We start from the raw sequence: 25731 nt of genomic DNA, 5'->3' as shown, positions 1-25731 counted from the left end.
CGCATCCCGGATGTCGCCTCCAAGACTGTCTGCGGACGCACGAAGGCCGCCGTCCCGACTCGGGACGGCGGCCTTCGGAAGACGCGCTTACTTGACGGCGGCCTTGAGCTTCGAGCCGGCGGTGACCTTCACGCGCTTGCCGGCCGGGATCTTGATCTCGGCGCCGGTCTGCGGGTTGCGGCCGGTGCGAGCGGCGGTGTCGACCTGCTCGAACGAGATCCAGCCCGGGATCGAGACCTTGCTGCCCTTGGCGACGGCCTCGGAGACCGAGCCGAACAGCGCGTCGAGAACGCCCGAGACGGTGGCCTGGCTCTGACCGGTGGCGGAAGCGATGCTCGCGACGAGCTCGGTCTTGGTGATGGACTTGTCAGCCATGTCATCCTCCAGCGACGACATCCGTCGCATTCGTTGTGGTGCGGAAGGCGGCTGCCCCCCGGTTGGTCGGTACGACCGTGACGACAGTACCAACCAGAGTGGTGTTTTCCGCGTCATTTCGCGGGTTTCGGGCCATTTTGGTGGCGTGTCGCACCTCATCAGTCACATCCGTCACAGGTTTCGCGGTCCGGGGACGCCAGCCCCGCGCACCTGGGAGGACTTCGCACACGCAGGAGGAAGGGCTGCAGCATCCGTTCCTCCGCGGCGCGTGTTCTCCTCCCCAGCGTGCGCACGGCGGGGCGGAGAACGCACCTCATGCGGCGAGATGCAGCCCTTGCGCAACGGCGGCCATGATCATCGCCTGAACCTCCGGCCAGCGATTGATGACCTGGTCGTAGCCCACCCGGATCACGTGATAGCCGTTCAGCTTCAGCAGTGCGTCGAACTCGATGTCCTTGGTGCGCTGCTCGCCGACATGATGGCCGCCATCGATCTGAATGATCAGCCGGTCGCCGATCAGCAGATCGACCGGCTTTCCGAGGATCCACGCCTGCTGCACCATCGGCAGGTTCATCCAGCGCAGCCGCCTCGGCAGGAACGTCTCAAGCCCGGAATCGGCGAACGGCCGTGCCTCTTCAAGCACGGCACGCGCCGCCGCGGGCAGTGGCAGTCTCGACAACTCGGATGCCGTCACGCGCTGTTTGTTCATCGCCGATTCCCACACCGCCACCGCGTCCTCCGGCGTCAGGCAGGATGCCGCGATGACCAGCGCATTCACCAGGTTGTCCTCGCACGCGTCCGGATCGCGCGGCACGATCGGGCGGTTCCAGTGCACGACGGCGTTGCCCGCCCGCACGTGCCCGGAATGCGGCGGGGCCGCCACGTGCACCGTCGAGGCATCGCGCACCCAGAGGCCCTCCCGAGCGAGGACCGTCACGCAGCTCAACACGACGCCGGCGCGAACGGCCTTGACCTTCATGCGATCTGCCCCCGTGGACGAGACCCACCCGGGGCGAACGGTCTTGATCAGCCCGGCCTCCTTCGCGCGACGAAGCTGATAGTCACTCAGGCCGGTCTCGCGGAGCGCGGTCAGCGAGGCGATACCGTCACGCGATCTCAGTTCGGTCTCAACATCCATGCGTTCGACGATGTCCCACCCTGGGGCAGCCGCTTCACCGGAATTCCACGGCAGGTGGAGAACTCGCGTGGAACTCCGGCTGTGTAGGACGAGTTCCCCGCTGCGAGAGCTTGGCGCCGTCCGCTCCTCCGCAACGCGCGCGCACGCAGGAGGACTTCACACGCCAGGGAGGAAGCGCTGCGGCATCCGACCCTCCGCGGTGTGCGTTCTCCTCCCGGGCGTGCGGGGCATCGACCGCACAGCATCGAGCAGGCTGACTGGCGCGTTCACCCCCACCGCACATCGGGGAGGACTTCGCCTGCCAGGGAGGGTGCAATGCGGCATCCGCGCCCTCCCTGTTGCGCGAAATCCTCCCGGGCGTGCGCATAGCGGTGAGGGCGCATCCACCAGCCAAAGGCAACCGGAGACGCGAAAGGGGCGAGGATCCGAAGACCCTCGCCCCTTCAGCCCTTCGACAAGCTCAGGGACCGTGCTTACCAGCTCGACTTGGTCACGCCGGGCAACTCGCCACGGTGCGCCATGTCACGGAAGCGGACACGCGAGATGCCGAACTTCGTGAGGACACCGCGGGGCGGCCGTCGATGACGTCGCGCGAGCGCACGCGCACCGGCGAGGCGTTGCGCGGCAGCTTCTGCAGGCCGACACGGGCGGCCTCGCGCTGCTCATCGGTGGAGTTCGGCGAGACGAGCGCCTTCTTCAGCTCGGCACGACGCTCGGCGTAGCGATCGACGATCACCTTGCGCTGCTCGTTGCGAGCGATCTTGCTCTTCTTAGCCATGGATCAACGCTCCTCTCGGAATTCGACGTGCTTGCGGACCACCGGGTCGTACTTCTTCAGCACGAGGCGGTCGGGGGTGTTGCGACGGTTCTTCTTGGTCACGTAGGTGTAACCGGTGCCCGCCGTCGAGCGGAGCTTGATGATCGGACGTACGTCCTGTGCCTTCTTGGCCATTAGAGCTTCACACCCTTCGCCTGGAGGTCCGCGACGACCTTGTCGATGCCGCGGGCGTCGATCACCTTGATGCCCTTGGCGGACACGTTCAGCGTGACCTTACGGCCGAGCGACGGAACAAAGTAGGTCTTCTTCTGCACGTTCGGGTCGAAGCGGCGCTTCGTCCGGCGGTGCGAGTGCGAGACGTTGTGACCGAAGCCGGGAACAGCACCGGTCACCTGGCACACTGCTGCCATGTTGTGACTCCTTCTATACCGTGAGACCGGACGGTCTCACCCAAGATCCCTTGTCTGCATGCCGGCCCTTCGACGAGCTCAGGGACCCACAGCACACGAACCGCGCACCAGGAGAGCGCGCAGACAAAGAGTCAGTCTAGCATGCGGCGGATCACTTCTCGGAACCGGCCACCATGCCCTTGATGAAGTAGCGCTGCAGCACCAGGTAGACCACCAGCACGGGCAGCACCGAGATGAGGGATGCCGCCGCCGTCGGCGCCCAGGTCGCTCGACGACGTCGCGAAGAACGAGCCGATCGATGGCGCGATCGTGCGCATCTCCGGACTGCGCATCAGGAACACGCTCAGGGCGTACTCGTTCCAGACCGCCACGCTGGTCAGGATGACCACCGTCGCCGTCACGGGCTTCAGCATCGGGAACACGATGCGGAACAGCACCTGCACGGCGTTCGCCCCGTCGACCGACGCGGCCTCCTCGATCGAGACGGGCAGTCCGCGCATGAACGCCGTGTACAGGAAGATCGCCAGCGGCAGCTGCAGGGCGGTCATCACCAGGATCGTGCCCCAGTAGGTGTTGACGCCCTTCATCTGGACGAGCATCGAGTACAGCGGCACCAGGATCGACAGCGGCGGCACCATGATCAGCCCGACGATGCCGGCCAGCACGAGGCGGTTGCCGACCGTCGCTCGGCGTGCGAGCGGATATGCGGCGAGCGCACCGATGACGCACACCAGCACCGTCGACACCACGGTGACCAGGGCGCTGTTGCCGATCGCGCGCAGGATGTGCCCCTGCTGCACGGCGACCTGGAAGTTCTGCAGGTACCAGTCGCCGATCGGGAACACCCACTGCGACGACAGGTCGCTCTTCGCCTTCAACGACGAGGTGACGGTGATGTAGAACGGCAGCAGCTGCAGCAGCACGGCCAGCAGCAACCCGATGCCGATCGCCAGCCGCGCTCCCCACGACATCCGCCCGTTCACAACTGCTCCAGCCGCTTGCGGTTGAGCACCGTGTTCAGCACCAGGGTGAACACCGCGATGAGCAGGAACAGGGCGACCCCCATCGCCGACGCGTACCCGGCGCTCTGGTTGTCGAAGTACATCTTCGCGATCAGCGTCGACACCGAGTTGGTCGAGTACCCGGGGCCGCCACCGGTGAGCACCTGGATGACGTCGAAGAGCTTCAGGCCGCCGATGAGGTTCAGCACGATGCTGGTCGCGAACGCGGGCTGCAGCATCGGCGCGGTGACGTGCCGGAACGACTGCCAGGCGGATGCCCCGTCGAGGGTGGCCGCCTCGAAGTACATCGTCGGGATGGACTGCAGCCCTGCCAGGTAGATCACCATCGAGATGCCGACGAACTGCAGCGAGTTGACGATGACGATGAGCAGCACGGCCCGGCCGGGATCGGCCAGCCAGGCCGTGCGCTCCCCTCCCAGCGCTATGACGAGGTCGTTCAACCCTCCCGAGTTGTACGAGAAGAACAGGTAGTACATCGTGCCCATGACCACCGGCGAGACCAGGACGGGCAGATAGATGATGGCCCTCGCGATGTTGCGACCGCGGATCGCCCGGTCCAGCGCGAGCGCCAGGCCGAGACCGATGATCTGCTGCAGCACGGTCGACCCGACGCCGTAGATCACCGTGTTCCACAGCGCGGTGCGGAAGTTCTCGTCCTGGAGCAGACGCAGGTAGTTCGCCACGCCCACGAACGAGCGCTCCGGACTGTATCCGTCCCAGTTCGTGAGCGACAGGATGACGCCGTTCACCAACGGCCACAGCATGAACACGCCGAGCACCGCGACGGCGGGCAGGTACAGCAGGTTGAGCCCGCGCCCCGCGAAGCGGGGAGTCCCCCCGGCTCCCCGCTTGCGTCTACGCACCGTCACAGAGGCGGTGGCAGTCATCACTTCTGCAGCGAGTCGTACGTCGACTTCATCTGCTTGGTGGCGTCCTCCGGCGTCATCTGGCCGGTGATCACGCCGTCCGTCGTGGTGACCATGGTGTCCCAGATGCCGTTCGGCAGGTACACCCGGTCGAAGTAGGGCATCAGCGGGTAGTCACCGGGCTTCACGAAGGTCTCGTAGCTCTCGGTGAGAATGCCGAGGTCGCTGGTCGCGTCGGTCAGACCCGGGATGCCGCCGATCGAACTGGCGAGCTTGGACTCGTTCTCGGGCTCGGCGAGGAAGGCGAGGTAGTCCAGCGCCTGCTGCTTGTGCGCCCCGTCCTTGGCGACGCCGTAGGCGCGACCCTCACCGCCGACCAGGAACGGCTCGCCCGCCTTCGACGGGATCGGCATGTAGCCGATGTTCGCCTTCGGGTTGAACCCGAGCGCGGTGGCGGCGAGGTAGTTCTGCACGAAGACGAAGCCGGTCTTGCCCTCGGCGAGAGCGCGGCCGAGGTCGTCGGTCGTGGCGGCCGAGTAGTCGGGGTTGAAGTAGCCCGCCTTCTGCCAGCCGGCGACGCTGTCGAGGATGTCGGTGTACCCCGCATCGTCGAAGGTGCCGTCCTTGAAGCCGTCGAACTGCTTCTCGGTGAAGTCGCCCGAGCCGATGAAGTCGGTGATGTTGCCGGCGAACCAGCTGTCCTTGCCCGACGACGAGATCGGGACGATCCCGGCATCCTTCAGCGTCTTGAGCGCGCCGTCGAAGTCATCCCAGCTCTTCAACGACGCCGGGTCGATGCCGTTCGCCTTCAGCACGTCGCGGTTGTACATGATGCCCGCGACGTCGGTGTCGATCGGCAGCGCGAAGAACTGCCCCTTGTCGTTCTGCATCGCCGGCGCGAGGGCCTCATTGAAGTTCTTCGCCCAGGGCTGCGTGTCGAGCGGCTCGAGGAACTGGCTGTACCGCAGCAGCGACCATCCGTGCGTGGCCCAGATGTCGGGGACGTCGCCGGAGGCGAGGCGCACCTTCATGTCGGCCTCGTAGGTGTCGGTGGACGGCACCAGCTCGATCTTCACGTCCGGATGATCGGCCTCGAACTTCTCGGTGATCTCGGTGAGCACCTTGAGCGACGGGTCGGTCGCGCCGAAGTTGGTCTGCATCTCGAGCTTGGCGGAACCCCCGGAGTCGCCGGAGTCTCCCGATCCGCCGTCACCGGAGCATCCGGTCAGAACAAGGGCGATGGCGGCGAGAGCCGCGACGCCCGCAAGGGTGGACTTCATCGTTCTTCCTCACTGTTCGGATGCTGGTGAGGTTACCCGCGTAGACAGCGAAAGCGCAAGAGGCAGTGCTTCTCCTGCATTCCGCAGGATTCCGGGCAACAGACTCGGTTGACACGCGTAGATATGCGGTGTCAGAATTCGATCCATGTCGTTCTCCCTGGGCATCGTCGGTGCTGGCCAGTTCTCGGGCCAGTTCGCCACGCTCTTCCATCACCACCCCGATGTCTCGGCCGTCTACGTCACCGATCTGATCCCCGCGCGCGCAGAAGAGCTCGTGCGCACCGCAGGATTCGCCGGCACCTTCACCGACTTCGACGAGATGCTGGCCTCGCCCGTCGACGCGGTCGCGATCTTCACGCAGCGCTGGACGCACGGCCCGCTCGTCGTCAAGGCGCTGCGTGCAGGAAAGCACGTCTACTCCGCCGTGCCCATGGCGATCTCCGCCGAGGAGATCGCCGCGATCATCGACACGGTCCGCGAGACCGGGCTCACCTACATGATGGGCGAGACCAGCTACTACAACCCGGCGACGGTGTTCGCCCGCAAGAAGCTCGCCGACGGCGCCTTCGGCCGGCTGTTCTACGGCGAGGGCGACTACGTGCACGACATGGACCTCGGGTTCTACGAGGCGTACCAGTACTCCGGTGGCGAGGACTGGAAGACCACCGCCAGCTATCCGCCGCTGCTGTATCCCACGCACTCGATCGGCGGTGTCCTCGGCGCCTGGCCCACGCACGCCACCGCGGTCTCGGCCGTCGGCGTGCGGGACGATCGCGGCGACGGGGTGTTCGACCGCGACGTCAGCCGGTTCGACAACGACTTCTCCAACGCGACGGCGCTGTTCGAGCTCGCCGCCGGGGGGTCGATGCGCATCAACGAGTTCCGCCGGGTGGGGTACCCGTCGCATCTGCGCGAATCGCGATTCCGCTGGTTCGGCACCGAGGGCTCCTTCGAGCAGCTCGCGCTGACCACGGTGTGGCAGACCAGGGAGGGTGTGGAGGACATCTCCGCACAGATCGACACCCACGCATCCCTCTCCCCCGACGACCCGTCGCTCGCGCACGTCGCACCCGCGCTGCGCGACGCGTTCGTCTCGGGCTATGCCGCCGTGCACGACCGGGAACGCATCCCGGCCGAGATCCGCTCACTGCACAACGGGCATGAGGGCAGCCACCACTTCCTGGTGGACGACTTCGTCCGTGCGGTCGTCGACGGCACGCTGCCGCCGGTGAACGCCTGGCAGGCCGCGCGGTTCACGCTGCCCGGCGTCATCGCGCACGAGTCGGCCCGACGCGGCGGCGAGCGCCTGACGATCCCCGACCTGGGTGACGCCCCGGGAGCCTCCGATGTCGGATGAGCACACCAGCCGCGCGCGGACGGTGACGCGCGCGGACGTCGCCCGCTACGCCGGTGTCAGCACCGCCGTGGTGAGCTACGTGCTCAACGACGGTCCGAAGTCGGTCGCGCCGCTCACCAGGGAACGCGTGCTCGACGCCGTGAAGGTGCTCGGCTACCGGCCGAACGCGGCCGCGCGTGCGCTGTCGAAGGGCTCGTCCGACATGTTCGGCATGCTCGTGGTCGACAGCCGCAACCCGTTCTTCGCGCAGCTGTGCCACGCACTCGGTGAGGCGGCCGCCCTGCAGGGGCGTTCGCTGCTGATCGTGAACACCGATCGCGAGCACACCACGGCGGCCGACCAGATCCAGGATCTCACCGCACGCCAGATCGGCGGACTGATCATCGCCGACCTGCTGACCGCCGCCGAACAGGCGCTGGTCGAGAACCTCGGCATCCCGGTGGTGCTGATCAACCAGTATGCGGGCGCCGTCGGGGTGCCCGCCCTCGGCGCGGACTTCCGCGACGGGGCACGGCAGGCCGTGGAGCATCTCGTGGGGCACGGCTACCACAGCATCGCGTTCATCGGGAGCGCGAGCATCTTCGACGACCGTGAGCGCGGCTGGGGAGACGCGCTCACGGCCGCTGGTCTTCCGCTGGGGGCCCGGATCCACGCGCCGTTCTCATACGAGGGCGGTTATCAGGCGGGGATCGAACTGGCGGATGCCGCGGAACGGCCACGCGCCGCTTTCGCGGCATCCGACCAGGTTGCCGTCGGCCTCATGGCCGCACTGCACGCACGCGGACTCCGCGTGCCGGAGGATGTCGCGGTCGCCAGCTTCGACGGCACCGCCGCAGCCGAGTACGCCTGGCCGCCGTTGACCACGACAGCGCAGCCGATGGCCGAGATGGCGCAGGAGGCGATCCGCCTGCTGCAGGCCGGCGACGCGGCACCCGGGTACCGTGCGTTCCCGACCACGCTGGTCGTGCGCCGCTCCTGCGGCTGCGAGTAGCTGCTGCTCGCCCCTCCCCCGATCGTTGAGCGAGCGACGGAGGCGGTCATTGAGCGAGCCGGAGGCGAGTCGAAACGCAGAGACGAAACGCGCCGAGCGGACGTGGAAGCGTTTCGTCTCGGTCGCAAGCTCCCTCGCTCAACGGCCTGCGCGTGCTGCGGCGGCCTCTGCGGCGCCACGGCCCCAGCGGAACGGCGACACCGTGCGGTCGCCGGGAACCCAGAAGCGCCACGGGTAGGCATCCGTTCCCGCCAGCCCCGCGACGCCGACGCGCGGACCGGCGGCGATCTCCTCGAGCGGCTCGCCCAGCAGCAGCACGGCGGTCGCGCCGTTCTGCGGGATGCCGGTGATCGCGTCGATCCCGTCATGCAGAGCATGCCGCAGGCCGATCGCCTGACCGAGGCGGCCGGGTCCGCGGGCGAGGTCGCGTCCGGTGCGACCGGATCGTGCGGCTGCGGCATCCGCTCCGCCGACGATCTCGCCGGCGCGCAGCAGCACACCGCCCGCCTCACCCTCCGGCCCGCACACCACATTGACGCAGGAGTGGATGCCGTGGCTGAGATACACGTACAGGTGCCCCGGCTCGCCCCACATCGTGGCGTTGCGCGCGGTCGGGCCCATCCGGGCGTGCGACCCGGGGTCGGGCACCGGACCCGTGCCCTTGCCGTGGTAGGCCTCGACCTCGGTGATCCGCAGCCGCACCTTCTCGTCGCCGTCCACGGCGGTGATCAGCTCGGCGCCGAGCAGGAGCGGCGCCACGTCGGCCGGGAGTCCGATGAGGTCGGCACGGGTCGCGGGACGCAGCGACGTCATGGCTGCGGGGCGCTTCCGCACCACGACACATCGAAGCCCGACAGGGTCACCAGCTGATCGCCCGTGCGCAGGTCGAGAAGCGTCGTGTGCAGCGTCGTCGGCAGCGGCAGCAGCAGATCGTCGTAGGGATTGTCGGCGATGTCGGGGGCGACCGTGACGGCGGCGTACTGCCCGCTCGGCGATGCGCACATCTGCATGATCGCGGAGTCGTCGCCGACCTCGAGCACGGGCGTCGCCGCACCTTCGCGGTCGACACGGATGACCGCCTGACCGGTGGGGGCACCGGAGTCGTTCCGCTGCACGATGTGCTGCAGGGTGCCGCCGTTGAACGGCACGATCTCGGAGGGCAGGCCGTAGTCGGGGTCCGTGGCCGGCAGCGGCGCCTCGGTGCCGTCCTCGAGCGAGAGCTCGACGAACGTCCCCTCGGTGCGCTCGATGATCGCCGTGTCGCGCGTCGTCCCGAGCAGCTCGGCCACGAGCCCGAAGTCCTTCGAACCGGCATCCCCCCGCCGGTCGTCGAGGGTGAGCGCGTTGGAGAAGTCGACGAACAGCACCTTCGAGGAGTCCGGCACGAACTCCCAGTCCGAGACGCCGGCGTCCTCGCCGTCCACCTGCACGACCGACGGCCCGCTCGAGCCGTCGAGCGGCTGCGTGACCAGCACGCTCGCCCGGCCGCTCGTCTCGGTCACGTCGGCGTCGGAGTAGGTGTATCCGACGAGTCCACCGCGGTCGGAGACCTGCAGGCTGGTGATGAATCCGTCGCCGGGCAGCTTCAGGTCGCGCTGCTTCTCGCCCTTGCGGTCCATGACGATCAGTCGTGAACCGTCGTCGTCCTCGACGACGACGGCCAGAGCATCGGGAGTGGCCCGGAAGTCGACGATCTTCGAGCTGGTGAAGACCGGCACGCCGTTCTCGCCGGACAGGTCGGACCGGAAGATCTTGTCGTTCTTGTCGCTGCGCTGCAGCAGGAAGATCTGCGACTCGGGCGTGGTGAAGGTGGTGGAGAGGTCTGCCGTCGGGCTTCCGCCCTTGGCCGCGGCATCCTGCACGGTGACGCTGTACTCGGTCTTGTCGTCGAGCGCGTCGGTGAATCGGATGCCGAGGCTGCTGCCGTCGACATGTACGGTGAACGGCACGGCGGGCTCGACCGCGACCTGCGACGCCTCGACGGCGGCGAGGTCGTGGTTGGTGTCGAAGGTGAGGGTCGTCCCGGAGGCCTCGATGGCGCGGGCCGGATCGACGTCCACGCCCATCACGCGCAGCGACTGCGAGAACACGAACGCGAAGACGGCGCCGGCGATGACCAGCACCGCGACGATCGCGGCCAGCACGATGATGAGCCGGCGGCGGCGCCGGTACGCGGACCCGTCGGATGCCGGCGGAGCGGCCGGCTCCCACGGGATCGGCTCGAGCCGGGAGACCGGAGTCGTCGGAGTGGGGACGGGCGGAACCGTGTCGTCGGCGGACGGATCCGGATTCTGCGACCGGCGGGGCCCCGGCACGGAGTCGGGAGTCGAGGATCGGCGGCGGCCGGAGACGGATGCCTCGGACCGCGCGGCAGACGTCGAGTCGGCGGCCGGACTCGGCGAACGAAGCGGAGCGGGATCGGGCGTCGGAGACCGGCGCGGACCGGGAGGCGATGCATCGGACCGCGCCTCGGCCTGCGGGTCGGGGGCCGGGTTCGGCGAACGACGCGGACCCGGAGCGGGATCGGACGCCGCCTCTGTCGGAGCCTGCAACCTGGAGCTCCGCCACCATCGCGCGCCCCGTGCGGGCTCAGCCGTCGACGCGGCCTCCAGGGGCGCCTCGACAGCGTCGGACGCGAAGCTCTCGGTCACGGCTGCCCCGGACTCGGCCTCCGCCGCAGCCTGCGACTTCGAGCCACGCCACCAACGCGGCTTCGCGGCGGACTCGGCTGCAGACGCAGCATCCTCGGGCGCCTCGGCCTCCTCGGCCACCTCGAGTTCGGCGGCCTCAGGTGGGACGGAGTCGTGCTCGGCCGTTTCGGACGCGATGACCTCGTTCTCGGATACCTCCGTCTCGGATGCCTCCGGCTCCGGCCCCATGATCTCGGGACGGATGGGTTCGCGGCCCGCCGTCCCGGGGCGCAGCGCAGACCCGCGGCGGGCGGGCAGGCCGAAGGTGCGCGCCGGCGAGCGGTCGGACGATGGAGCCGGCAGGTCGAACTCCGGCCACTCCGGTTCGTCGCGTTGCGCCGGACGCCCCATGATCTCGGGACGGATGGGTCCGCGGCGGACGGGCGCCGGTGCACCGGCATCCGGCGCAGGGACCGGACGAGGTTTCTGCACCGGGCCGGACGCCGGAGCAGAGGCCGCAGTGTGCGCGGCCTCGCGCTGCGCGGCATCGCGCTCCGTCGCCTCTCGCTCCGCCGCTTCCTGTTCAGCCGCCTGACGCTCCGCGGCTTCACGTCGTACCGCTTCCCGCTCGGCCGCCTCGCGCTCCACGGCCAGACGCTCCGCCGCGGCGCGTTCCGCAGCTTCACGCTCCGCTCCCGCGCGCTCTGCGGCTTCACGATCCGCAGCCTCACGCTGCGCGCGCAACTGCGCACGGGTCAGGGGCGCGCCGCCGTCGCCACTCACGCGACGGTCTCCGTGCCTGCCGTCATCCGGGCCGTCACTCGCCCGCGTCCTGACGGGCGGTGCAGTCGGCGCACAGTCCGAAGATGTCGACGACGTGCTCGGCGTCGCGGAAGCCGTTCTGCGCAGCAGTGCGCTGTGCCCACTGCTCGACGTCCTTGGCCTCGATCTCGACGGTGAGTCCGCAGGAACGGCAGATCAGATGGTGGTGGTGCCCCTGCGTGGTGCAGGCCCGGTAGAGCGCCTCACCCTCAGGGCTCTGCAGCGAGTCGGCCTCGCCGGATGCCGCGAGACCCGCGAGCGCCCGGTACACGGTCGCGAGTCCGATGCCGGTGTTGGCATCGCGCAGCGCGGCGTGCAGAGTCTGCGCGCTCACGAAACCCTGCGTGTCGCCGAGCGCGTCGCGCACGCGTTCGCGCTGCCAGGTGTTCCGCTGAGCCATGCTCAGAGTCTATGCCGCGCCGGTGTGCGGCGGCTGGGATGGCCGACCGCACCCGCTGCGGCCCGGCTGCGAATCGCCGAGTGCACCACCTGCCGACGAGTGCACCTCGTATCGACGTCCGCGCGTGGTTCAGTCGCAGGCGGGTGGCTCAGCCGGCGGCATCCGGCGCGTGTTCGGCGGGGCGGATGCCTGCGACGATCGCATCCACGGCGGATGCCGCGAGGCTCCGCTGCTCGGATGAGGGCATCGCGGCGAGCGGCCCGTGCAGGCAGAGTTCGGCGAAGCCGTGCACGGTCGCCCAGCATGACCAGGCCGCAGCGGGTGCGGCATCCGCCGTCAGCGACCCCCGTGCGATCATGCCCCCGAGCGCCGACTCGAGCGCGCGGAACGCGGGCGTCGTCGCGATGTCCGCCGGACCGAGGGTGCGACCGCCGAAGAAGGCGACCGAGAACCAGCCGGGCTCCCGCAGGGCGAAGTCGATGTAGGCGAGGCCGATCGTGCGCAGGCGCGCTGCCGGATCGGATGCCGTGCCGGCCGACATCGACGCAGCCACCTGCTCGAGGATCGCTGCCGCGACGGCCTCGCGCAGCGCGGCGAGGCTCGGGTAGTGCCGGTAGGCGGCGTTCGGCGAGACGCCGATGCGGCGGGTGACCTCTCGGATCGAGAGCGCGTCGAAGCCGCCCTCCCGGGTGACGTCGAGGCCGGCCTCGACCAGCGCTGCTGCGAGGTCGCCGTGATGATAGGCCACGCCCTTGCCCTCCCGCCAGGTCGATGTATACGGTGTGAACATATCAGAAGTGAACGCTGTGAACAGAGGAGTGATCATGACCGCCCTTCCCCCGTCGTCGATGAGCAGACCTGGCGCGAGGCGCTGGCCGAACTGCGCGTGCGCGAGAAGGCAGTCACCCGCGAGCTCGACGCGATCGCCGCCGCACGCCGACGACTGCCCGCCGTCAAGATGCCGGAGTACCACCTGACCGCAGAGGACGGCTCCACCGTCACCCTCGCCGACGTCTTCGACGGGCACAGCCAGCTCGTCGTGTACAACCACATGTGGACCGACGGCGCCACCTGGCAGTGCTCCGGATGCACCGGGGGCACCGCGCAGTTCGGCCGGCCCGACATCGTGGAGCCGCTGGACGTGCGATTCGTCATCGTGACCAACGGTCCGATGGACGAGATCCTCGCGTACAAGAAGCGCGTCGGCAATCAGATGACCTGGTACTCGTCGGCCGGCAGCTCCTTCGGCGCCGATGTGGACGCCGGCCCCGGCGAGGGATTCGCCTACAACGTGTTCCTCCGTGACGGCGACGACGTCTACCGCACCTGGCACACCACCGGCCGCGGTGCCGAGCAGTTCCTGCTCACCTTCGCCATCGCCGACGTCCTGCCGTACGGCCGGCAGGAGGAGTGGCAGGACGTCCCCGAGGGATGGCCCCAGCACCCGACCTACGAGGGCTGGCCGACCTCGAAGGAGATCGCGGAGCGCTACGGCGACCCCGCCGCCTGACGGATCAGACCGTACGACGCACCCGTCTGCGGATGCGCTGCGCGGCCCAGCATCCGAGGTAGATGAGGAACGAGATCGTCGTGATGTAGGGACTCACCGGCAGGGTGCCGGCGAGGGCCAGCAGGATGCCGCCGACGGCGGCCACGAACCCGAACAGCGCGGCCAGCAGCGGCACCGCGACCGGACCCGCGCTGACGCGCATCGCCGCGGCAGCGGGAGTCACCAGCAGCGCCATCACCAGAAGCGCGCCGATGATGTGCACGCTCACCGCCACGATCAGTCCGAGCAGCACCATGAACAGCAGGCTCACGGCACGAGTCGGAACGCCGCGCGCGGCAGCCGACACGGGGTCGAGCGAATCGAAGCGCAGCGGCCACCACATCAGCAGGAGCCCCGCCAGCACCACGACGCTGATGCCGACGAGCCAACCGAGGTCGGGGTTCGACACCGCGACGATCTGCCCGGTCAGCAGCGAGAACCGGTTGGCGCTGCGGCCGTCGTAGAGCGACAGGAACAGGATGCCGAGGCCGAGGCCGAACGGCATCAGGACGCCCACGAGGGAGTTGCGCTCGCGCGCACGACTGCCGAGCACGCCGATCACGATCGCGGCGAGCAGCGCTCCGCCGATCGACCCCACCACCACGCTGCCGCCGAACAGCAGCGCCGCGGCGGCACCGGCGAAGGACAGCTCGCTGATGCCGTGCACCGCGAACGCGAGATCGCGCTGCATGACGAACACGCCGATGAGGCCGCCGACCAGGCCGAGCACGGCCCCGGCGATGATCGAGTTCGACAGCAGGGCGACCAGTTCGCCGTAGTCCTGGAACGAGAAGATGTCGCTCCAGTCGAGCGCGAGGGGGATCATGCGGCATCCTCTCGTCGCGCGCCCAGCGCCCACCGCGGACTTGTGCGCTTCGTTCGGATCCGACTCGCGGATGCGTCCGCGCGAAGCGCACAAGTCCGCGCGACGCGCACGCTGATCGACGCACGGATCATGCGAAACCTCCCGGCACGTCGCCGACCTCGTGCTCGTGATCGTGCTCGTGCTCATGCCGCGTCTCGGCGTCCGGTGCACCCACGACCACCAGACGGTCGCCGGCGCGCAGCACGAAGACGGCAGTGCCGTACAGGTCGGTGAGCACGTCGCTGCGCAGCACCTCCTGCGCGCGCCCCAGCACGAACCGTCCGGAGGCGATGTAGAGGATGCGGTCGACTCTGCCCAGCAGCGGGTTGATGTCGTGCGTGACCAGCAGCACGGCGGCATCCTTCTCGCGGCGCTGGTGATCGATGATGTCGATCACCGCGCGCTGGTTGGCCAGGTCGAGGTTCGACAGCGGCTCGTCGCAGAGCAGCAGCGCCGGATCGTCGGCGAGCGCCTGCCCGACGCGCAGCCGCTGCTGCTCCCCTCCGGAGAGCAGTCCTACCGGACGCTCGGCGAACGATGTCGCCCCCACGGAGTCGAGGAGTTCGTCGACTCGCTCGCGGTCGCCGCGGCGCGGGACCGGCAGGCCGAAGCGCGTGCCGTGCACGCCCAGTGCGACGAGGTCGCGGGCGCGCATGGACGTGTCGGCCGGGAACGGATGCTGCTGCGGGATGTAGCCGACGCGCTTGTTGCCGGTGCGGATCGCCTCGCCCTCGAAGCGGATGTCGCCCGCCGAGAGCGGCTGCAGCCCGAGGATCGCCCGGAGCAGCGTGGTCTTGCCCGACCCCGACGGACCGAGCACCGCGATGAGCTCACCGGGGTGCACGTCGAGATCGAGTCCCGACCACAGCTCGCGATCCTCACGACGCAGCGCGGCACCGCGGATCTCGAGTATCGGCGGGAGACCGGTGCTGGTTCCCGGCACCCGCCGCCGAGCGCGGCCCTGGGCCCCCTGCGGAGCGCCGCTCACCGCTCGAGGGCTTCGGAGAGGCTCTGGATCGCGTCGTGCATCCATTCAGCGTACGACTGATCCTTGACCAGGAGTTCACTGAAGGGCACGACCGGCACTCCGTTCTCCTCGGCCACCCGCGTGACCTCGGCGGTCTCGCCTCCCCCGGTCTGCACGGTGGTGAGCACCGCGTCGACGTCGCCGGCCCGGATCGCCTTCACCGCGGCGAGCAGTGTCGCGGGCGCGACGTCATTGCCCTCCTCGACGGCCTCGGCGAACCCGTCGGGCGTGACGTCGTCCAGCCCGACTGCTGCCGCGAGGTAGCCGGGCAGCGGCTCGGTCATGAAGATCGGCCGCCCCTCGTTCTTCTCGTGCAGGACACCGAGCTGCTTCTCGAAGCCCTCGAGCTCAGCGATGAGCTTCTTCGCCCCGGCCTCGTACTCGGCGCTGCCGTCGGGATCGAGCTCGGTGAGGTCGTCGGAGATCTGCTCGGCCACGTGGATCATGGTGTGCACATCGAACCAGACGTGCTCGTTGAACCCCTCGATGTGGTCGTGGCCCTCGTGCCCGTCCTCATCCGCGTGCTCGTGCGCGTCTTCGCCCTCGTGCTCATGGTCGTGCTCCGCCTCGTCGGCACCGGGGAAGTCATGCGAGAACTCGACGGCCGTGATCACCTCGGCATCCGAGTCGGCGCGCAGCGCCTCCATGAAGGCGTCGTAGCCCCCGCCGTTCTCGATGACCAGGTCGGCGTGGCTGACCTGCAGCATGTCGCGCGCGGATGCCTCGTAGGAGTGCGGGTCCTTCGCGGCGTCGTCGATGATGCTCGTGACGTCGACCCGGTCGCCGCCGATGCTGGCGGCGATGTCGCCATAGACGTTGGTCGATGCGACGACCTGCACGCGGTCGTCGTCGGATGCGGGTGATGCGGAGCATCCGCTGAGCGCGAGCGCGCCGATCGTCGTCGCCGCCGCCAGAACCCATGCCGTCTTCTTCATGAGTACGACACTAACGGATATGAGAATCATTCTCAAAAGCGACCCTGCGGGGTCGTTGAGCGAGCGAGGAACGAGCGAGACGAAACGCGGTGAGGTCCGCCGTGCAGTTCACGACGTTTCGTCTCTGCGTTTCGTCTGCGTTTCGTCTCGCTCCGCTCGCTCAACGACCACCGCTCGCTCAACGACCGGTGGGAGCGAGCCAGACCGTGGTCTCCGCCGGCAGGATGCCGGGCGTGACGGGTCCGCTGGCCAGTACGACCTCGCCGTCGAGCGGGTACGGCTCGGTTCCGAAGTTCGTCAGCACCTGCCAGCCGTTCGGCCGGACGAAGTGCAGCACGTCGGTGCGGCCTGTCTCGATCCACTCCAGGCTCTCCCTGGTCTGCAGCTCGTGCCTCAGCCGCAGCGCCTCGCGGTACAGGTTCAGCGTCGACGCGGGGTCGGCCGCCTCGGCATCCACGGCGTACGCCGAGAACCAGTCCGGCTGCGGGAGGTGCGCGCCGGCGGATCCGAACCCGAACGAGGATCCGGATGCCGTCCACGGCAGCGGCACGCGACATCCGTCCCGCCCGAGTCCGTCGAACTCGCCGCCGCGGAAGAACGCCGGATCCTGCCGCTGCTCCGGCCCGATCGAGGCGACCTCGTGCAGTCCGAGCTCCTCGCCCTGGTACACGTAGGTGCTGCCGGGCAGGCCGAGCAGCAGCAGCGTCGCCGCGCGGGCCCTGCGCGTGCCGCGCTCGCGGTCCAGCTCCTCCTCCGGTCCGCCCGCGGCGACCCATTCGGCGCCCTGCTTGACCCTTCGGCCGTTCAGCGGGGGCAGGCCGTAGCGCGTGGCATGCCGGGTGACGTCGTGGTTCGACAGCACCCACGTCGTCGACGATCCGGTGACATGCGCCTGGGCGAGGTTGTCGGCGATGATCGTCCGGAACTGCGTGGCATCGAAGTCGGCCACGAGCAGGTCGAAGTTGAACGCCTGGCCGAGCCCCTCCGCCGAGGCGTACCTCGCCCGGCGCTCCGGCGTCTCCACCCACGCCTCGGCGACTGCTGTGCGGGGCGGGTCGTAGGAGTTGAACACCTCGCGCCACTCGGCGTACACCTCGTGCACGTCATCCCGGTCGAACAGCGGATGATTGCCGTCGCGCGGGATCGCCTCGAGTTCGGCCGTGGACGGCAGCGGCTCGGTGAGGTCCTTCGTCAGCATGTGGGCGACGTCGATGCGGAAGCCGTCCACGCCGCGATCCGACCAGAAGCGCAGCGTCTTCACGAAGTCGGCGCGCACCTCGGGGTTCGCCCAGTTGAGGTCGGGCTGCTCGACCGCGAAGTGGTGGAAATACCACTGCCCGTCCTCGACCCGCTGCCAGGCACCGCCGCCGAAGGTCGACTGCCAGTCCGTCGGCGGCTCCGCCCCGTCGGGCCCGCTGCCCTCCCGGAAGATGTACCGCTCCCGCGCGGCGGATCCGCGTCCCGCGGCGAGCGCCTCCTGGAACCAGGCGTGCAGGTTCGAGGTGTGGTTCGGCACGATGTCGACCACGACCTTGATCCCGCGCTGATGCAGAGCCGTGATCATCGCGTCGAAGTCGGCCAGGGTGCCCAGCCGCGGATCGACGTCGCGGTAGTCCGCGACGTCGTACCCGCCGTCGGCGAGCGCCGACGGGTAGAACGGGCTCAGCCACACCGCGTCGATCCCGAGATCGGCGAGGTAGTCGGCGCGCGACAGGATGCCGGGGATGTCGCCGATCCCGTCGCCGTTCGCATCGGCGAAGCTGCGCGGATAGATCTGGTAGACGACGGCCTGGCGCCACCAGGCGGGCGTCCGCTGGTCTTCGGGGGTGTCGATGACGAGCGCATCGGTCATGAGAGGTGAGGCTCCTTCGTTTCTCTCTGTGTGGTCTTACGACGCTGTGGTGGCCTTGCGGCGGTCAGCCCTTGACGGCGCCCTGCGTGACGCCCTCCATCACCCAGCGCTGGGTGAACAGGTAGGCGACGATCGCGGGGGCCATGGCCATCAGGTACGACGCGAATGACACGTTGTAGTTGTTGCTGAACTGGGTCTGGAACAGGTTCTGCCGCACCGGCAGGGTCTGCAGCGCCGGGTCGGAGATGATCAGCGACGGCATCATGAAGTCGTTCCAGGCGTACAGGAAGGCGAAGATGCCGACCGTGGCGCTCATCGGGCCGAGCAGCGGGAAGATGATACGCCAGAAGGTCTGCCAGGTGCTCGCCCCGTCGATGCGCGCGCTCTCCTCGAGCTCGAGCGGGATCGACCGCAGGAACGCGGTGAACAGCAGCACGCTGAAGCTGAGCTGGAACATCGTCGCGAGGATGATCACGCCGAACGGGTTGTCGAGCCCCACGCGGCCGGTGAGCTGGATCTGCGGCAGCGCCACCACGGGGAACGGGATGAACATCGCCGCGAGCAGGTAGAAGAACGAGTACCGGAACAGCCGACGGTCCCAGTTGCGCACGATCGCGTACGACGCGAACGCGGCGAGGATGATGGTCGCCACGACCGTGCCCGCCGTGACGAGGAGCGAGATCCCCGCGCCGACCGGGAACTTCGTGAGGTTCCAGGCCTGCACGAACCCGTCGATCGAGAACGGCGCGGGCAGCGAGAAGGCGTTGCCGTCGACGGCCTGGTTCGTGGTCTTGAACGCCATCGAGATGGTGACGTACAGCGGGAGGAGCACGGTGACGGCGCACAGGATCAGGATGATCGTGCCCGACCAGTTCACCCGTTCCATGCGGATGCGGGGCGCGCGGCCCCTGCGTCCGCCCCGACCCTCTCTGGCGGCCTCGGCCTCGACGGCGATGAGTGTCTGCGTTGACATCAGAGTGCGTTCCTTCCGCCGGGTCAGCGAGAGCTGAAGGAGGGAGATGAGGATGGCGACGATGAAGAAGATGGTCGCGTTGGCCATCTGGTAGGCGTAGTCGCCGCCGTTGAAGCCGGTGATGATGGTCATCGCGATGCTGCGGGTGGCGGTGCCCGGTCCGCCGTTCGTGAGGCCGACGATGATGTCGTAGGCGTTCAGGAAGCCCTTGAACCCGAGGATCACGTTGATCACCACGTATCCGGCGACGAGCGGCAGCGTGATGCGCGTGAGCTGCTGCACCTTCGAGGCGCCGTCGATGTCCGCCGCCTCGTAGACGTCGCCGGGCACCGACAGGAGCCCCGCGATGTAGATCAGCAGCGTGCCGGGGATCGCCTGCCAGGCGGTGACCGCGACGATCGCGATCCAGGCCAGGTCGGCGTTGGCCAGCAGGCTGGTCTGCAGCCACTCGATCCCGAGCGCTGACCCGAGGGCGGGCAGGGAGTTCGAGAACAGGAAGTTGAAGACGTAGGCGATGATGATGCCCGAGATCACCATCGGGATCACGAACACCGCACGGAGCCCGGTCTTCATCCGGATGCGGGAGGTGAGGCCGACGGCGAGCAGGAACGCGATCACGTTCACCACGATGACCGTCGCGATCGAGAAGCCGAACGTGAACAGGTAGCTCTGCAGGATCGCCGGATCGCTGAACAGAGCGATGTAGTTGGTGAGCCCGTTGAAGCTCCAGTCCCCGATGCCGATGGAGTCGGTGAAGCTGAAGAAGATGCCGATGGCCCCCGGCACCGTGATCGCGAGTGTGAACAGTACGAGGCTGGGCAGCAGGAACAGGTAGTAGATCGGCTCGACTCGGCGGCTGCTGCGCCGGACGGTCCGGTCACCCGCGGTGACGATGGTCGTCGTGGTGGTCATTTCGCGGATTCCTTCGTCTCGCTCTTCAGCACCGGTGCGCGGAACGCCACGCGCGCCCAGTCGGCGTCCATCGTCGCCAGCACGGATGCCGGATCTGCGCCGAGCGCCATGGCCTGCGCGTAATTGAAGACCGGGATGGTCTTGGGCACCAGCACGGAGGGGCCTTGATAGATGCGGCCCTCATCCACGAAGGGGATCATCCCCTCGATGCGGGGGTCGTCGGGCGCGGGGGCGCTCTCGGTCGGGGTGAAGCCGAGCTGCGAGGCGTTGTACTCCTCGATGTTCTCGGGCTGATACAGGTACTCCAGGAAGTCGCGCGCGGCCTCCTTGTGCCGGGAGCCCTCCGGGATCATCGCCGCGAGGTCGAGGTTCACGCGGACCGCGAGGTCGTCCTCGCTGTCGGTCATCGGCAGCGGGAAGGTGCCGAGCTCGAGATCCGGCGCGGTCTTGGCGATCTCGCTGAAGGCCCAGGGGCCCTGCAGGTACATCGCCGCCTTGCCCTGCGCGAACGCCAGGTTGCCGTCGTTGTAGCCACGGCTCGGAGCATCCTTGTTGATGTACGCCTTCAGCAGCTGCTGCATCCGGTCCATCGGCTCGGCGAAGTCCTTCGAGAACGAAGTCTCGGAATCGGGCCCGACGTCGGCGCCCTCGGCCTTCAGCGCGTCGAAGAAGTCGATCACGTCGAGCGAGCCGCCCACGGAGTAGTCGAACCAGCCCTGGCCGACGGTCCAGTCGTCCTTCAGGGTGGCCTCGAAGGGCGTGACGCCGGCAGCCTTCAAGGTCTCGCATGCGGAGAGCAGCTGGTCCCAGGTGGTCGGCACGTCGATGCCATTGTCGGCGAAGATCTGCTTGTTATAGATCACCGAGGCCGCCATCACCGAGTACGGCAGGGCGCTGGTGCGCCCTGCGCACACCCCGTACTGGTCGAGCAGCGGCTGGTAGTCGTCCTTGATCTCGGATGCCGCATCGGTGTCGCCGAGGTCGCTCAGCGCGCAGCGCTCGACGAAGCGCGAGACCTCCATGTTGTAGTTCGCCAGCATGATGTCCGGCGGATTCCCGCGCACGAAACTGGCGGAGACCACGTCGACGCCGGAGGTGTCGATCACGACCCGGACCTTGTCCTGCGAGGAGTTGTATTTCGCCACCAGGTCGGTCATGAACGCGATCGCCTCGCGCTTGCTGAATGTGAAGCGGATCGTCTCGCGGCCGTCGGCCGAGCAGCCGGCGAGCAGGGCCGCGCCCAGGACCATCACCGCCCCGGCAGCGACCAGGCGCCGCATCCGTGTCAATCGTCGAGACACCGTCGTCCTTCCGTCGCGCTAGATCCTTCGATTAAATCTAGTCACCAAATCAACTTGTCAAGACGGTACCCTCGCAGAGGGAGGAGGGTCAAGACCCATGACGATTTCCGCCGCCGGCCGCGCGAGTGTCGGTTCTGTGCTCGACTTCGCCTGGAACGCGGGAGTGTTCACTGCGACCGAGGCGATGTCCCAGGTCGCCCTGACCCGGTCGACCGTGATCGAGGCGATCGACACTCTGGCCGGAATCGGCATCCTGCACGAACTGCCGAACGCCCGCTCAGCCGGCGGGTACCGCGGCGGACGCCCGGCGCGGCGGTTCGAGATCGCGGACGACCTGGGCGTGGTGATCGGCATCGACTCAGGCCTCTCGCACCTGGCGGTGACTGTCGCGGACCCGTTCGAGACGGTCCTCGCGCATCGGCGCATCGAGGTGCCGCGCACTGCGTCGTCCGGCGCGCGCCGGCGGACCCTCAGCGGCCTGCTCGACGAGGCGCTGCGCGATGCCGGAGCGGAGCGCGCAAGTGTGCTCGCGGTCTGCGCTGGTGTCGCGGCACCGGTCAATCGCGACGGCATCTCTCCCCCGCATCCGGAGGGATTCTGGGCCCGGACGAACCCTGGTCTCGCCGATCTGCTCACCGGCTGGGCGCCGATCGTCGACGTGAAGAACGACGCGTCCCTCGCCGCCGCGGCGGAGGGAGCGGGCGGCGCAGCGGCCGGATGCCAGGACTACGTCGCCCTGCTCGCCGGCGAGCGCTTCGGTGCCGGCGTGGTCGTCGACGGCCACCTGCTGCACGGCGCACACGGCGGCGTCGGCGAGGGCGTCGTGTTCGACCACGTGGTCGGCGTCGGAACCGCGTACGGCCTGCGCTACGCGATCGAGCGGGAGGTGCGCGCGGCGGTGGCGTCTGGCGCGATCCCCGCATCCGGCGCGATCGGCACCCTCGCGGGCGGCAAGGACATCGATCCACGCACCGTGCTCGAGTTCGCGGCGTCCGGAGATGCGGATGCCGCGCTGATCGCCGACCGGGTCGGCGAGACCGTCGCCATCATCATCGGTGTGCTCGGCAGCACGTTCGACCCGTCGCGCGTCATCGTGTGCGGCGCGATCGCTGACAGCATCGAACCGGTTCTGGCCGCAGCTCGGCGCAGCCTGCCGTCACAGCTGCACCTGCCGGCGCCCGAGCTGATCGCGTCGACGCTCGGCGCCGATGTGGTTTCCCTCGGCGCCGTGGCGACGGCCCGCGAGGCCGCCCGCACGCGCGCCGTGCCTGCGCTCGTGCAGCAGCGTCTCGCCGGTCGTTGAGCTGACGGATCGCCGAATGCGTTTCGTCTCGCTGCGCTCGCTCAACGACCAGAAGGCCGAACACCGGGCCCATCCCGGGGCATCTCGAATCACTTCGCTCACTCGACCACCAGAAGGCCGAACACCCGGGTCGTTGAGCGAGCGAGGAACGAGCGAGACGAAACGGTCCCAGGTCACGTCAAGACGTTTCGTCTCGCTCCGCTCGCTCAACGAGCGGGGAGCTGAACACCCGGGTCGTTGAGCGAGCGAGGAACGAGCGAGACGAAACGGTCCCAGGTCACGTCAAGACGTTTCGTCTCGCTCCGCTCGCTCAACGACCAGAAGGCCGAACACCCGGGACGTTGAGCGAGCGAGGAACGAGCGAGACGAAACGGTCCCAGGTCACGTCAAGACGTTTCGTCTCGCTTCGCTCGCTCAACGACCAGAAGGCCGAACACCCGGGTCGTTGAGCGAGCAGGTCACGTCAAGGCGCTTCGTCTCGCTTCGCTCGCTCAACGAGCGGGGATCTCAGTCGACGAGCAGCGCGGGCTCCTCGAGGATGGCGGCGACGTCGGCGATGAAGCGGCTCATGCCGTCGCCGTCGATCACGCGGTGGTCGAACGAGCCGGCGACCGTGGTGACCCACCGCGGGCGCACCTCGCCGTCGACGACCCAGGGCTTCTGCGCGATCGTGCCCATCGCGACGATGCCCGCCTCGCCGGGGTTGATGATCGGCGTGCCGGCATCCATCCCGAACACACCGATGTTCGTGATCGTGAACGTGCCGCCCTGCTGATCCACCGGCGCCGTCTTGCCCTCGCGTGCGGTCAGTGTGAGACGGTTCAGCGCACGGGCGAGGTCCTTCATGCCGAGCGTCTGGGCGTCCTTGATGTTCGGCACGATCAGCCCGCGCGGCGTCGCCGCGGCGATGCCGAGATTCACGTAGTGCCGCACGGCGATCTCGGCGCCGTCGGCGGTGTCCACCCAGGCGGCGTTGACCATCGGGGTGCGGCGCAGCGCCCAGATCACGGCGCGCGCCATGATCAGCAGCGGCGACACCTTGATGTCGGCGAAGTCGGGCGAGGCCTTCAGCCGCTTGACGAGCTCCATCGTGCGGGTGGCGTCGACCTCCTTCCACACCGTCACGTGCGGGGCCGAGTAGGCGCTCTGCACCATGGCGTTGGCGCTCGCCTTGCGGACGCCCTTCACCGGGATCGCCTCGGTGCGTGCCGGGTCGCTGCCGGGCTGGATGCCGCGGGCGAGGCCCCCCGGCCCTTCGACAGGCTCAGGAACCGGAAGGACCTCCTCGCGCACGTCGCCCCACTCCGGGGTCTCGATGTTGCGGAAGACGCTGGCCTGCGAGGCGTGCTTCATGACGTCGTCGCGGGTCACCTCTCCATCGGCGCCGGTCGGCGTGACGGATGCCAGATCTACTCCCAGGTCGCGGGCGAGCTTGCGGATCGGCGGCTTCGCGATTACCCCGACGGACGAACGCACCGGGCGCTCGGCCGGCTTCCGGCGCCGCGAGGTCGCCCCTCCCCCGGTGCCGTAGCCGACCAGCACAGCGCCGCCGCCCTCGGCGGCCGGTGCCGGCCCTTCGTCTCGCTTCGCTCGCTCACGAGCCGCAGCATCCGCCGTCTCGGTGACGAAGGTGATGATCGGGGTGCCGACGTCGATCGTCTTCCCTTCCGCGACGAGCACCTCACCGACCACGCCCGCGTGCGGCGAGGGCAGCTCGACGAGCGACTTCGCCGTCTCGATCTCGCAGATGACGTCGTTGACCGCGACGGTGTCGCCGGGGGCGACCTTCCAGCTGACGATCTCGGCCTCGGTGAGGCCCTCGCCGACGTCGGGGAGGGTGAAGGTCTGAGTGCTCATGAGTTGATCCTTACTCGTTCGCGGTCGTTGAGCGAGCGGAGCGAGACGAAACGTGTCGGACCCATTTCTTCTCCTCGCTGCGTTCGTCGCTCAATGACCAGGGAAGAGGCGTCAGTAGGCGAGGGACCGGTCGACGGCTTCGAGGACGCGATCGGCGTCTGGCAGGTAGGCGCCCTCGAGCTTGGCCGGCGGGAACGGGGTGTCGAAGCCCGAGACGCGCAGCACCGGCGCCTCGAGCGCGTAGAAGGCGCGCTCCATCACGGTCGCCGCGATCTCGCTGCCGACACTGGTGTGCTGGGGGGCCTCCTGGGCGTAGACCATCCGACCGGTGGATCTCACCGAGTCGAGGATCGGGCCGTAGTCCACCGGCGAAAGCGAGCGCACGTCGATGACCTCACAGCTGGTGCCCTCTGCCTCGGCGAGCGCCGCGGCCTGCAGCAGCGTGGTGACCATCGCGCCGTGGCCGACGAGCGTGACGTCACTGCCGCGGCGGACGATGCGCGTCGCGTGCAGCGGCGCGGCCGAGGCATCCAGCTCGACCTCCCCCTTCTGCCAGTACTTGCTCTTCGGCTCCAGGAAGATCACCGGGTCGTTCGAGGCGATCGCCTCCTGGATCATCCAGTACGCGTCGTTCGGCGTCGACGGGCTGACCACGCGCAGGCCGGGAGTATGCGCGAAGTACGCCTCCGGACTCTCCTGGTGATGCTCGATCGCGCCGATGTGCCCGCCGTAGGGGATGCGGATGACGATCGGCATCGAGAGCGCGCCCTCGTGCCGGTTCGTCATCTTCGCGAGCTGCGTGGTGATCTGGTCGAACGCCGGGAACACGAAGCCGTCGAACTGGATCTCACACACCGGGCGGAACCCGGCCATCGCGAGGCCGATCGCGGAGCCGACGATGCCGGACTCGGCGAGCGGGGTGTCGAGCACGCGGCGGTCGCCGAACTCGGCCTGCAGCTGCTCGGTGACGCGGAAGACGCCGCCGAGCGGGCCGATATCCTCACCCATCAGCAGCACGCGCGGGTCGTCCTGCATGGCCTTGCGCAGGCCGGCGTTGAGCGCCTTCGCGAGGGGCATCGTCTCAATCG

The 25731-nt window shown here is 68.7% G+C and carries 23 protein-coding genes and 3 pseudogenes; 4 read left to right on the top strand and 22 right to left on the bottom strand.

The window, feature by feature from the left end; translation table 11 throughout:
* Positions 1-87: 87 nt before the first annotated feature.
* The 9 genes and pseudogenes from L2X99_RS14930 to L2X99_RS14890 form a co-directional block, all read right to left on the bottom strand.
* A complete protein-coding gene (locus tag L2X99_RS14930) occupies positions 88-375 on the bottom strand; it encodes an HU family DNA-binding protein (protein ID WP_236126061.1) in 288 nt (95 codons plus the stop codon).
* Between the two features lie 313 nt (positions 376-688).
* Positions 689-1354 carry an endonuclease domain-containing protein gene (locus L2X99_RS14925; RefSeq protein ID WP_236126062.1) on the bottom strand — a complete coding sequence of 222 codons (666 nt, stop codon included), beginning with the start codon at positions 1352-1354 and terminating at the stop codon, positions 689-691.
* A 632-nt stretch (positions 1355-1986) separates the two neighbouring features.
* Positions 1987-2148, bottom strand: a pseudogene (locus L2X99_RS18680) (30S ribosomal protein S14); the annotation flags it as partial.
* Positions 2127-2291, bottom strand: a pseudogene (locus L2X99_RS14915) (30S ribosomal protein S14); the annotation flags it as partial. The pseudogenes L2X99_RS14915 and L2X99_RS18680, both read right to left, overlap by 22 nt.
* Positions 2292-2294: 3 nt before the next feature.
* Positions 2295-2465, bottom strand: coding sequence for a 50S ribosomal protein L33 (gene rpmG, locus L2X99_RS14910; protein WP_046014935.1), 171 nt, complete (start codon positions 2463-2465; stop codon positions 2295-2297).
* The gene (rpmB, locus tag L2X99_RS14905; RefSeq protein WP_116243601.1) at positions 2465-2701 is read right to left on the bottom strand and encodes a 50S ribosomal protein L28; all 237 of its coding nucleotides are present in this window, start codon (positions 2699-2701) and stop codon (positions 2465-2467) included. Before rpmB ends, rpmG begins: the two co-directional genes overlap by 1 nt.
* 131 nt (positions 2702-2832) lie before the next feature.
* On the bottom strand, positions 2833-3672 hold the full coding sequence (locus L2X99_RS14900; protein ID WP_236135331.1) for a carbohydrate ABC transporter permease: 840 nt from the start codon (positions 3670-3672) through the stop codon (positions 2833-2835).
* An 8-nt stretch (positions 3673-3680) separates the two neighbouring features.
* Complete coding sequence (locus L2X99_RS14895) at positions 3681-4610, bottom strand: carbohydrate ABC transporter permease (RefSeq protein ID WP_236135330.1); 930 nt, start codon at positions 4608-4610, stop codon at positions 3681-3683.
* Positions 4610-5869, bottom strand: coding sequence for an ABC transporter substrate-binding protein (locus tag L2X99_RS14890; RefSeq protein ID WP_236126065.1), 1260 nt, complete (start codon positions 5867-5869; stop codon positions 4610-4612). Before L2X99_RS14890 ends, L2X99_RS14895 begins: the two co-directional genes overlap by 1 nt.
* A 145-nt stretch (positions 5870-6014) precedes the next feature.
* Between L2X99_RS14890 and L2X99_RS14885 the strand changes: the two genes are divergently transcribed.
* Both L2X99_RS14885 and L2X99_RS14880 read left to right on the top strand, forming a co-directional pair.
* A complete protein-coding gene (locus tag L2X99_RS14885) occupies positions 6015-7226 on the top strand; it encodes a Gfo/Idh/MocA family protein (protein WP_236135329.1) in 1212 nt (403 codons plus the stop codon).
* Complete coding sequence (locus tag L2X99_RS14880) at positions 7216-8217, top strand: LacI family DNA-binding transcriptional regulator (RefSeq protein WP_236126066.1); 1002 nt, start codon at positions 7216-7218, stop codon at positions 8215-8217. The genes L2X99_RS14885 and L2X99_RS14880 overlap by 11 nt, the downstream gene beginning before the upstream one ends.
* A gap of 138 nt (positions 8218-8355) precedes the next feature.
* On the opposite strand, the gene L2X99_RS14875 is transcribed toward L2X99_RS14880, so the two are convergent.
* The 4 genes from L2X99_RS14875 to L2X99_RS14860 form a co-directional block, all read right to left on the bottom strand.
* Positions 8356-9030, bottom strand: coding sequence for a DNA-3-methyladenine glycosylase (locus L2X99_RS14875; protein WP_236126811.1), 675 nt, complete (start codon positions 9028-9030; stop codon positions 8356-8358).
* Entirely contained in the window at positions 9027-11630 is a 2604-nt protein-coding gene (locus tag L2X99_RS14870; RefSeq protein ID WP_236126067.1) for an Ig-like domain-containing protein, read from the bottom strand. Before L2X99_RS14870 ends, L2X99_RS14875 begins: the two co-directional genes overlap by 4 nt.
* A 34-nt stretch (positions 11631-11664) precedes the next feature.
* Complete coding sequence (locus L2X99_RS14865) at positions 11665-12069, bottom strand: Fur family transcriptional regulator (RefSeq protein ID WP_236126068.1); 405 nt, start codon at positions 12067-12069, stop codon at positions 11665-11667.
* A 148-nt stretch (positions 12070-12217) separates the two neighbouring features.
* A complete protein-coding gene (locus tag L2X99_RS14860) occupies positions 12218-12859 on the bottom strand; it encodes a TetR/AcrR family transcriptional regulator (protein ID WP_236126069.1) in 642 nt (213 codons plus the stop codon).
* On the opposite strand from L2X99_RS14860, the gene L2X99_RS14855 reads away from it, so the two are divergent.
* Complete coding sequence (locus tag L2X99_RS14855; RefSeq protein ID WP_268928578.1) at positions 12860-13579, top strand: DUF899 family protein; 720 nt, start codon at positions 12860-12862, stop codon at positions 13577-13579.
* Positions 13580-13583: 4 nt separating this feature from the next.
* On the opposite strand, the gene L2X99_RS14850 is transcribed toward L2X99_RS14855, so the two are convergent.
* The 7 genes and pseudogenes from L2X99_RS14850 to L2X99_RS14820 form a co-directional block, all read right to left on the bottom strand.
* The gene (locus L2X99_RS14850; RefSeq protein WP_236126071.1) at positions 13584-14444 is read right to left on the bottom strand and encodes a metal ABC transporter permease; all 861 of its coding nucleotides are present in this window, start codon (positions 14442-14444) and stop codon (positions 13584-13586) included.
* 127 nt (positions 14445-14571) lie between these two features.
* Positions 14572-15471, bottom strand: a complete 900-nt coding sequence (locus tag L2X99_RS14845; protein ID WP_442923453.1) for a metal ABC transporter ATP-binding protein — start codon at positions 15469-15471, stop codon at positions 14572-14574.
* Positions 15468-16445: a metal ABC transporter solute-binding protein, Zn/Mn family gene (locus L2X99_RS14840; protein WP_236126072.1), complete on the bottom strand. Its 978-nt coding sequence runs from the start codon at positions 16443-16445 to the stop codon at positions 15468-15470. Before L2X99_RS14840 ends, L2X99_RS14845 begins: the two co-directional genes overlap by 4 nt.
* 178 nt (positions 16446-16623) lie before the next feature.
* A complete protein-coding gene (locus tag L2X99_RS14835; protein WP_236126073.1) occupies positions 16624-18297 on the bottom strand; it encodes a glycoside hydrolase family 13 protein in 1674 nt (557 codons plus the stop codon).
* 64 nt (positions 18298-18361) lie between these two features.
* Positions 18362-19270 carry a carbohydrate ABC transporter permease gene (locus tag L2X99_RS14830; RefSeq protein WP_442923452.1) on the bottom strand — a complete coding sequence of 303 codons (909 nt, stop codon included), beginning with the start codon at positions 19268-19270 and terminating at the stop codon, positions 18362-18364.
* Positions 19270-20182: pseudogene (locus tag L2X99_RS17985) on the bottom strand (carbohydrate ABC transporter permease). Before L2X99_RS17985 ends, L2X99_RS14830 begins: the two are co-directional and overlap by 1 nt.
* Positions 20179-21462, bottom strand: a complete 1284-nt coding sequence (locus L2X99_RS14820; RefSeq protein WP_236126075.1) for an ABC transporter substrate-binding protein — start codon at positions 21460-21462, stop codon at positions 20179-20181. Before L2X99_RS14820 ends, L2X99_RS17985 begins: the two are co-directional and overlap by 4 nt.
* 118 nt (positions 21463-21580) lie before the next feature.
* Here L2X99_RS14820 and L2X99_RS14815 point away from each other — a divergent pair, with 118 nt between their 5' ends.
* Positions 21581-22786: an ROK family protein gene (locus tag L2X99_RS14815; protein ID WP_236135328.1), complete on the top strand. Its 1206-nt coding sequence runs from the start codon at positions 21581-21583 to the stop codon at positions 22784-22786.
* 507 nt (positions 22787-23293) lie between these two features.
* On the opposite strand, the gene L2X99_RS14810 is transcribed toward L2X99_RS14815, so the two are convergent.
* Together L2X99_RS14810 and L2X99_RS14805 are read right to left on the bottom strand one after the other, a co-directional pair.
* Complete coding sequence (locus L2X99_RS14810; protein WP_236126078.1) at positions 23294-24643, bottom strand: dihydrolipoamide acetyltransferase family protein; 1350 nt, start codon at positions 24641-24643, stop codon at positions 23294-23296.
* 111 nt (positions 24644-24754) lie between these two features.
* Positions 24755-25720 (bottom strand): alpha-ketoacid dehydrogenase subunit beta, encoded by a 966-nt coding sequence (locus L2X99_RS14805; protein ID WP_236126813.1) that lies wholly within the window; start codon positions 25718-25720, stop codon positions 24755-24757.
* Positions 25721-25731 lie beyond the last annotated feature (11 nt).

The organism is Microbacterium sp. KUDC0406 (genome assembly GCF_021582875.1).
Lineage (GTDB): Bacteria > Actinomycetota > Actinomycetes > Actinomycetales > Microbacteriaceae > Microbacterium.
Note: the sequence above shows the minus strand (reverse complement) of the source record. Positions and strands in the feature narration are given on the sequence as shown.

What these genes read in the sequence shown, in the direction of transcription:
- L2X99_RS14930 (WP_236126061.1), bottom strand. Translation starts at nt 375, where the DNA reads ATGGCTGACAAGTCCATCACCAAGACCGAGCTCGTCGCGAGCATCGCT.
- L2X99_RS14925 (WP_236126062.1), bottom strand. Translation starts at nt 1,354, where the DNA reads ATGAAGGTCAAGGCCGTTCGCGCCGGCGTCGTGTTGAGCTGCGTGACG.
- rpmG (WP_046014935.1), bottom strand. Translation starts at nt 2,465, where the DNA reads ATGGCCAAGAAGGCACAGGACGTACGTCCGATCATCAAGCTCCGCTCG.
- rpmB (WP_116243601.1), bottom strand. Translation starts at nt 2,701, where the DNA reads ATGGCAGCAGTGTGCCAGGTGACCGGTGCTGTTCCCGGCTTCGGTCAC.
- L2X99_RS14900 (WP_236135331.1), bottom strand. Translation starts at nt 3,672, where the DNA reads ATGTCGTGGGGAGCGCGGCTGGCGATCGGCATCGGGTTGCTGCTGGCC.
- L2X99_RS14895 (WP_236135330.1), bottom strand. Translation starts at nt 4,610, where the DNA reads ATGACTGCCACCGCCTCTGTGACGGTGCGTAGACGCAAGCGGGGAGCC.
- L2X99_RS14890 (WP_236126065.1), bottom strand. Translation starts at nt 5,869, where the DNA reads ATGAAGTCCACCCTTGCGGGCGTCGCGGCTCTCGCCGCCATCGCCCTT.
- L2X99_RS14885 (WP_236135329.1), top strand. Translation starts at nt 6,015, where the DNA reads ATGTCGTTCTCCCTGGGCATCGTCGGTGCTGGCCAGTTCTCGGGCCAG.
- L2X99_RS14880 (WP_236126066.1), top strand. Translation starts at nt 7,216, where the DNA reads ATGTCGGATGAGCACACCAGCCGCGCGCGGACGGTGACGCGCGCGGAC.
- L2X99_RS14875 (WP_236126811.1), bottom strand. Translation starts at nt 9,030, where the DNA reads ATGACGTCGCTGCGTCCCGCGACCCGTGCCGACCTCATCGGACTCCCG.
- L2X99_RS14865 (WP_236126068.1), bottom strand. Translation starts at nt 12,069, where the DNA reads ATGGCTCAGCGGAACACCTGGCAGCGCGAACGCGTGCGCGACGCGCTC.
- L2X99_RS14860 (WP_236126069.1), bottom strand. Translation starts at nt 12,859, where the DNA reads ATGTTCACACCGTATACATCGACCTGGCGGGAGGGCAAGGGCGTGGCC.
- L2X99_RS14850 (WP_236126071.1), bottom strand. Translation starts at nt 14,444, where the DNA reads ATGATCCCCCTCGCGCTCGACTGGAGCGACATCTTCTCGTTCCAGGAC.
- L2X99_RS14840 (WP_236126072.1), bottom strand. Translation starts at nt 16,445, where the DNA reads ATGAAGAAGACGGCATGGGTTCTGGCGGCGGCGACGACGATCGGCGCG.
- L2X99_RS14835 (WP_236126073.1), bottom strand. Translation starts at nt 18,297, where the DNA reads ATGACCGATGCGCTCGTCATCGACACCCCCGAAGACCAGCGGACGCCC.
- L2X99_RS14830 (WP_442923452.1), bottom strand. Translation starts at nt 19,270, where the DNA reads ATGTCAACGCAGACACTCATCGCCGTCGAGGCCGAGGCCGCCAGAGAG.
- L2X99_RS14820 (WP_236126075.1), bottom strand. Translation starts at nt 21,462, where the DNA reads ATGCGGCGCCTGGTCGCTGCCGGGGCGGTGATGGTCCTGGGCGCGGCC.
- L2X99_RS14815 (WP_236135328.1), top strand. Translation starts at nt 21,581, where the DNA reads ATGACGATTTCCGCCGCCGGCCGCGCGAGTGTCGGTTCTGTGCTCGAC.
- L2X99_RS14810 (WP_236126078.1), bottom strand. Translation starts at nt 24,643, where the DNA reads ATGAGCACTCAGACCTTCACCCTCCCCGACGTCGGCGAGGGCCTCACC.
- L2X99_RS14805 (WP_236126813.1), bottom strand. Translation starts at nt 25,720, where the DNA reads ATGCCCCTCGCGAAGGCGCTCAACGCCGGCCTGCGCAAGGCCATGCAG.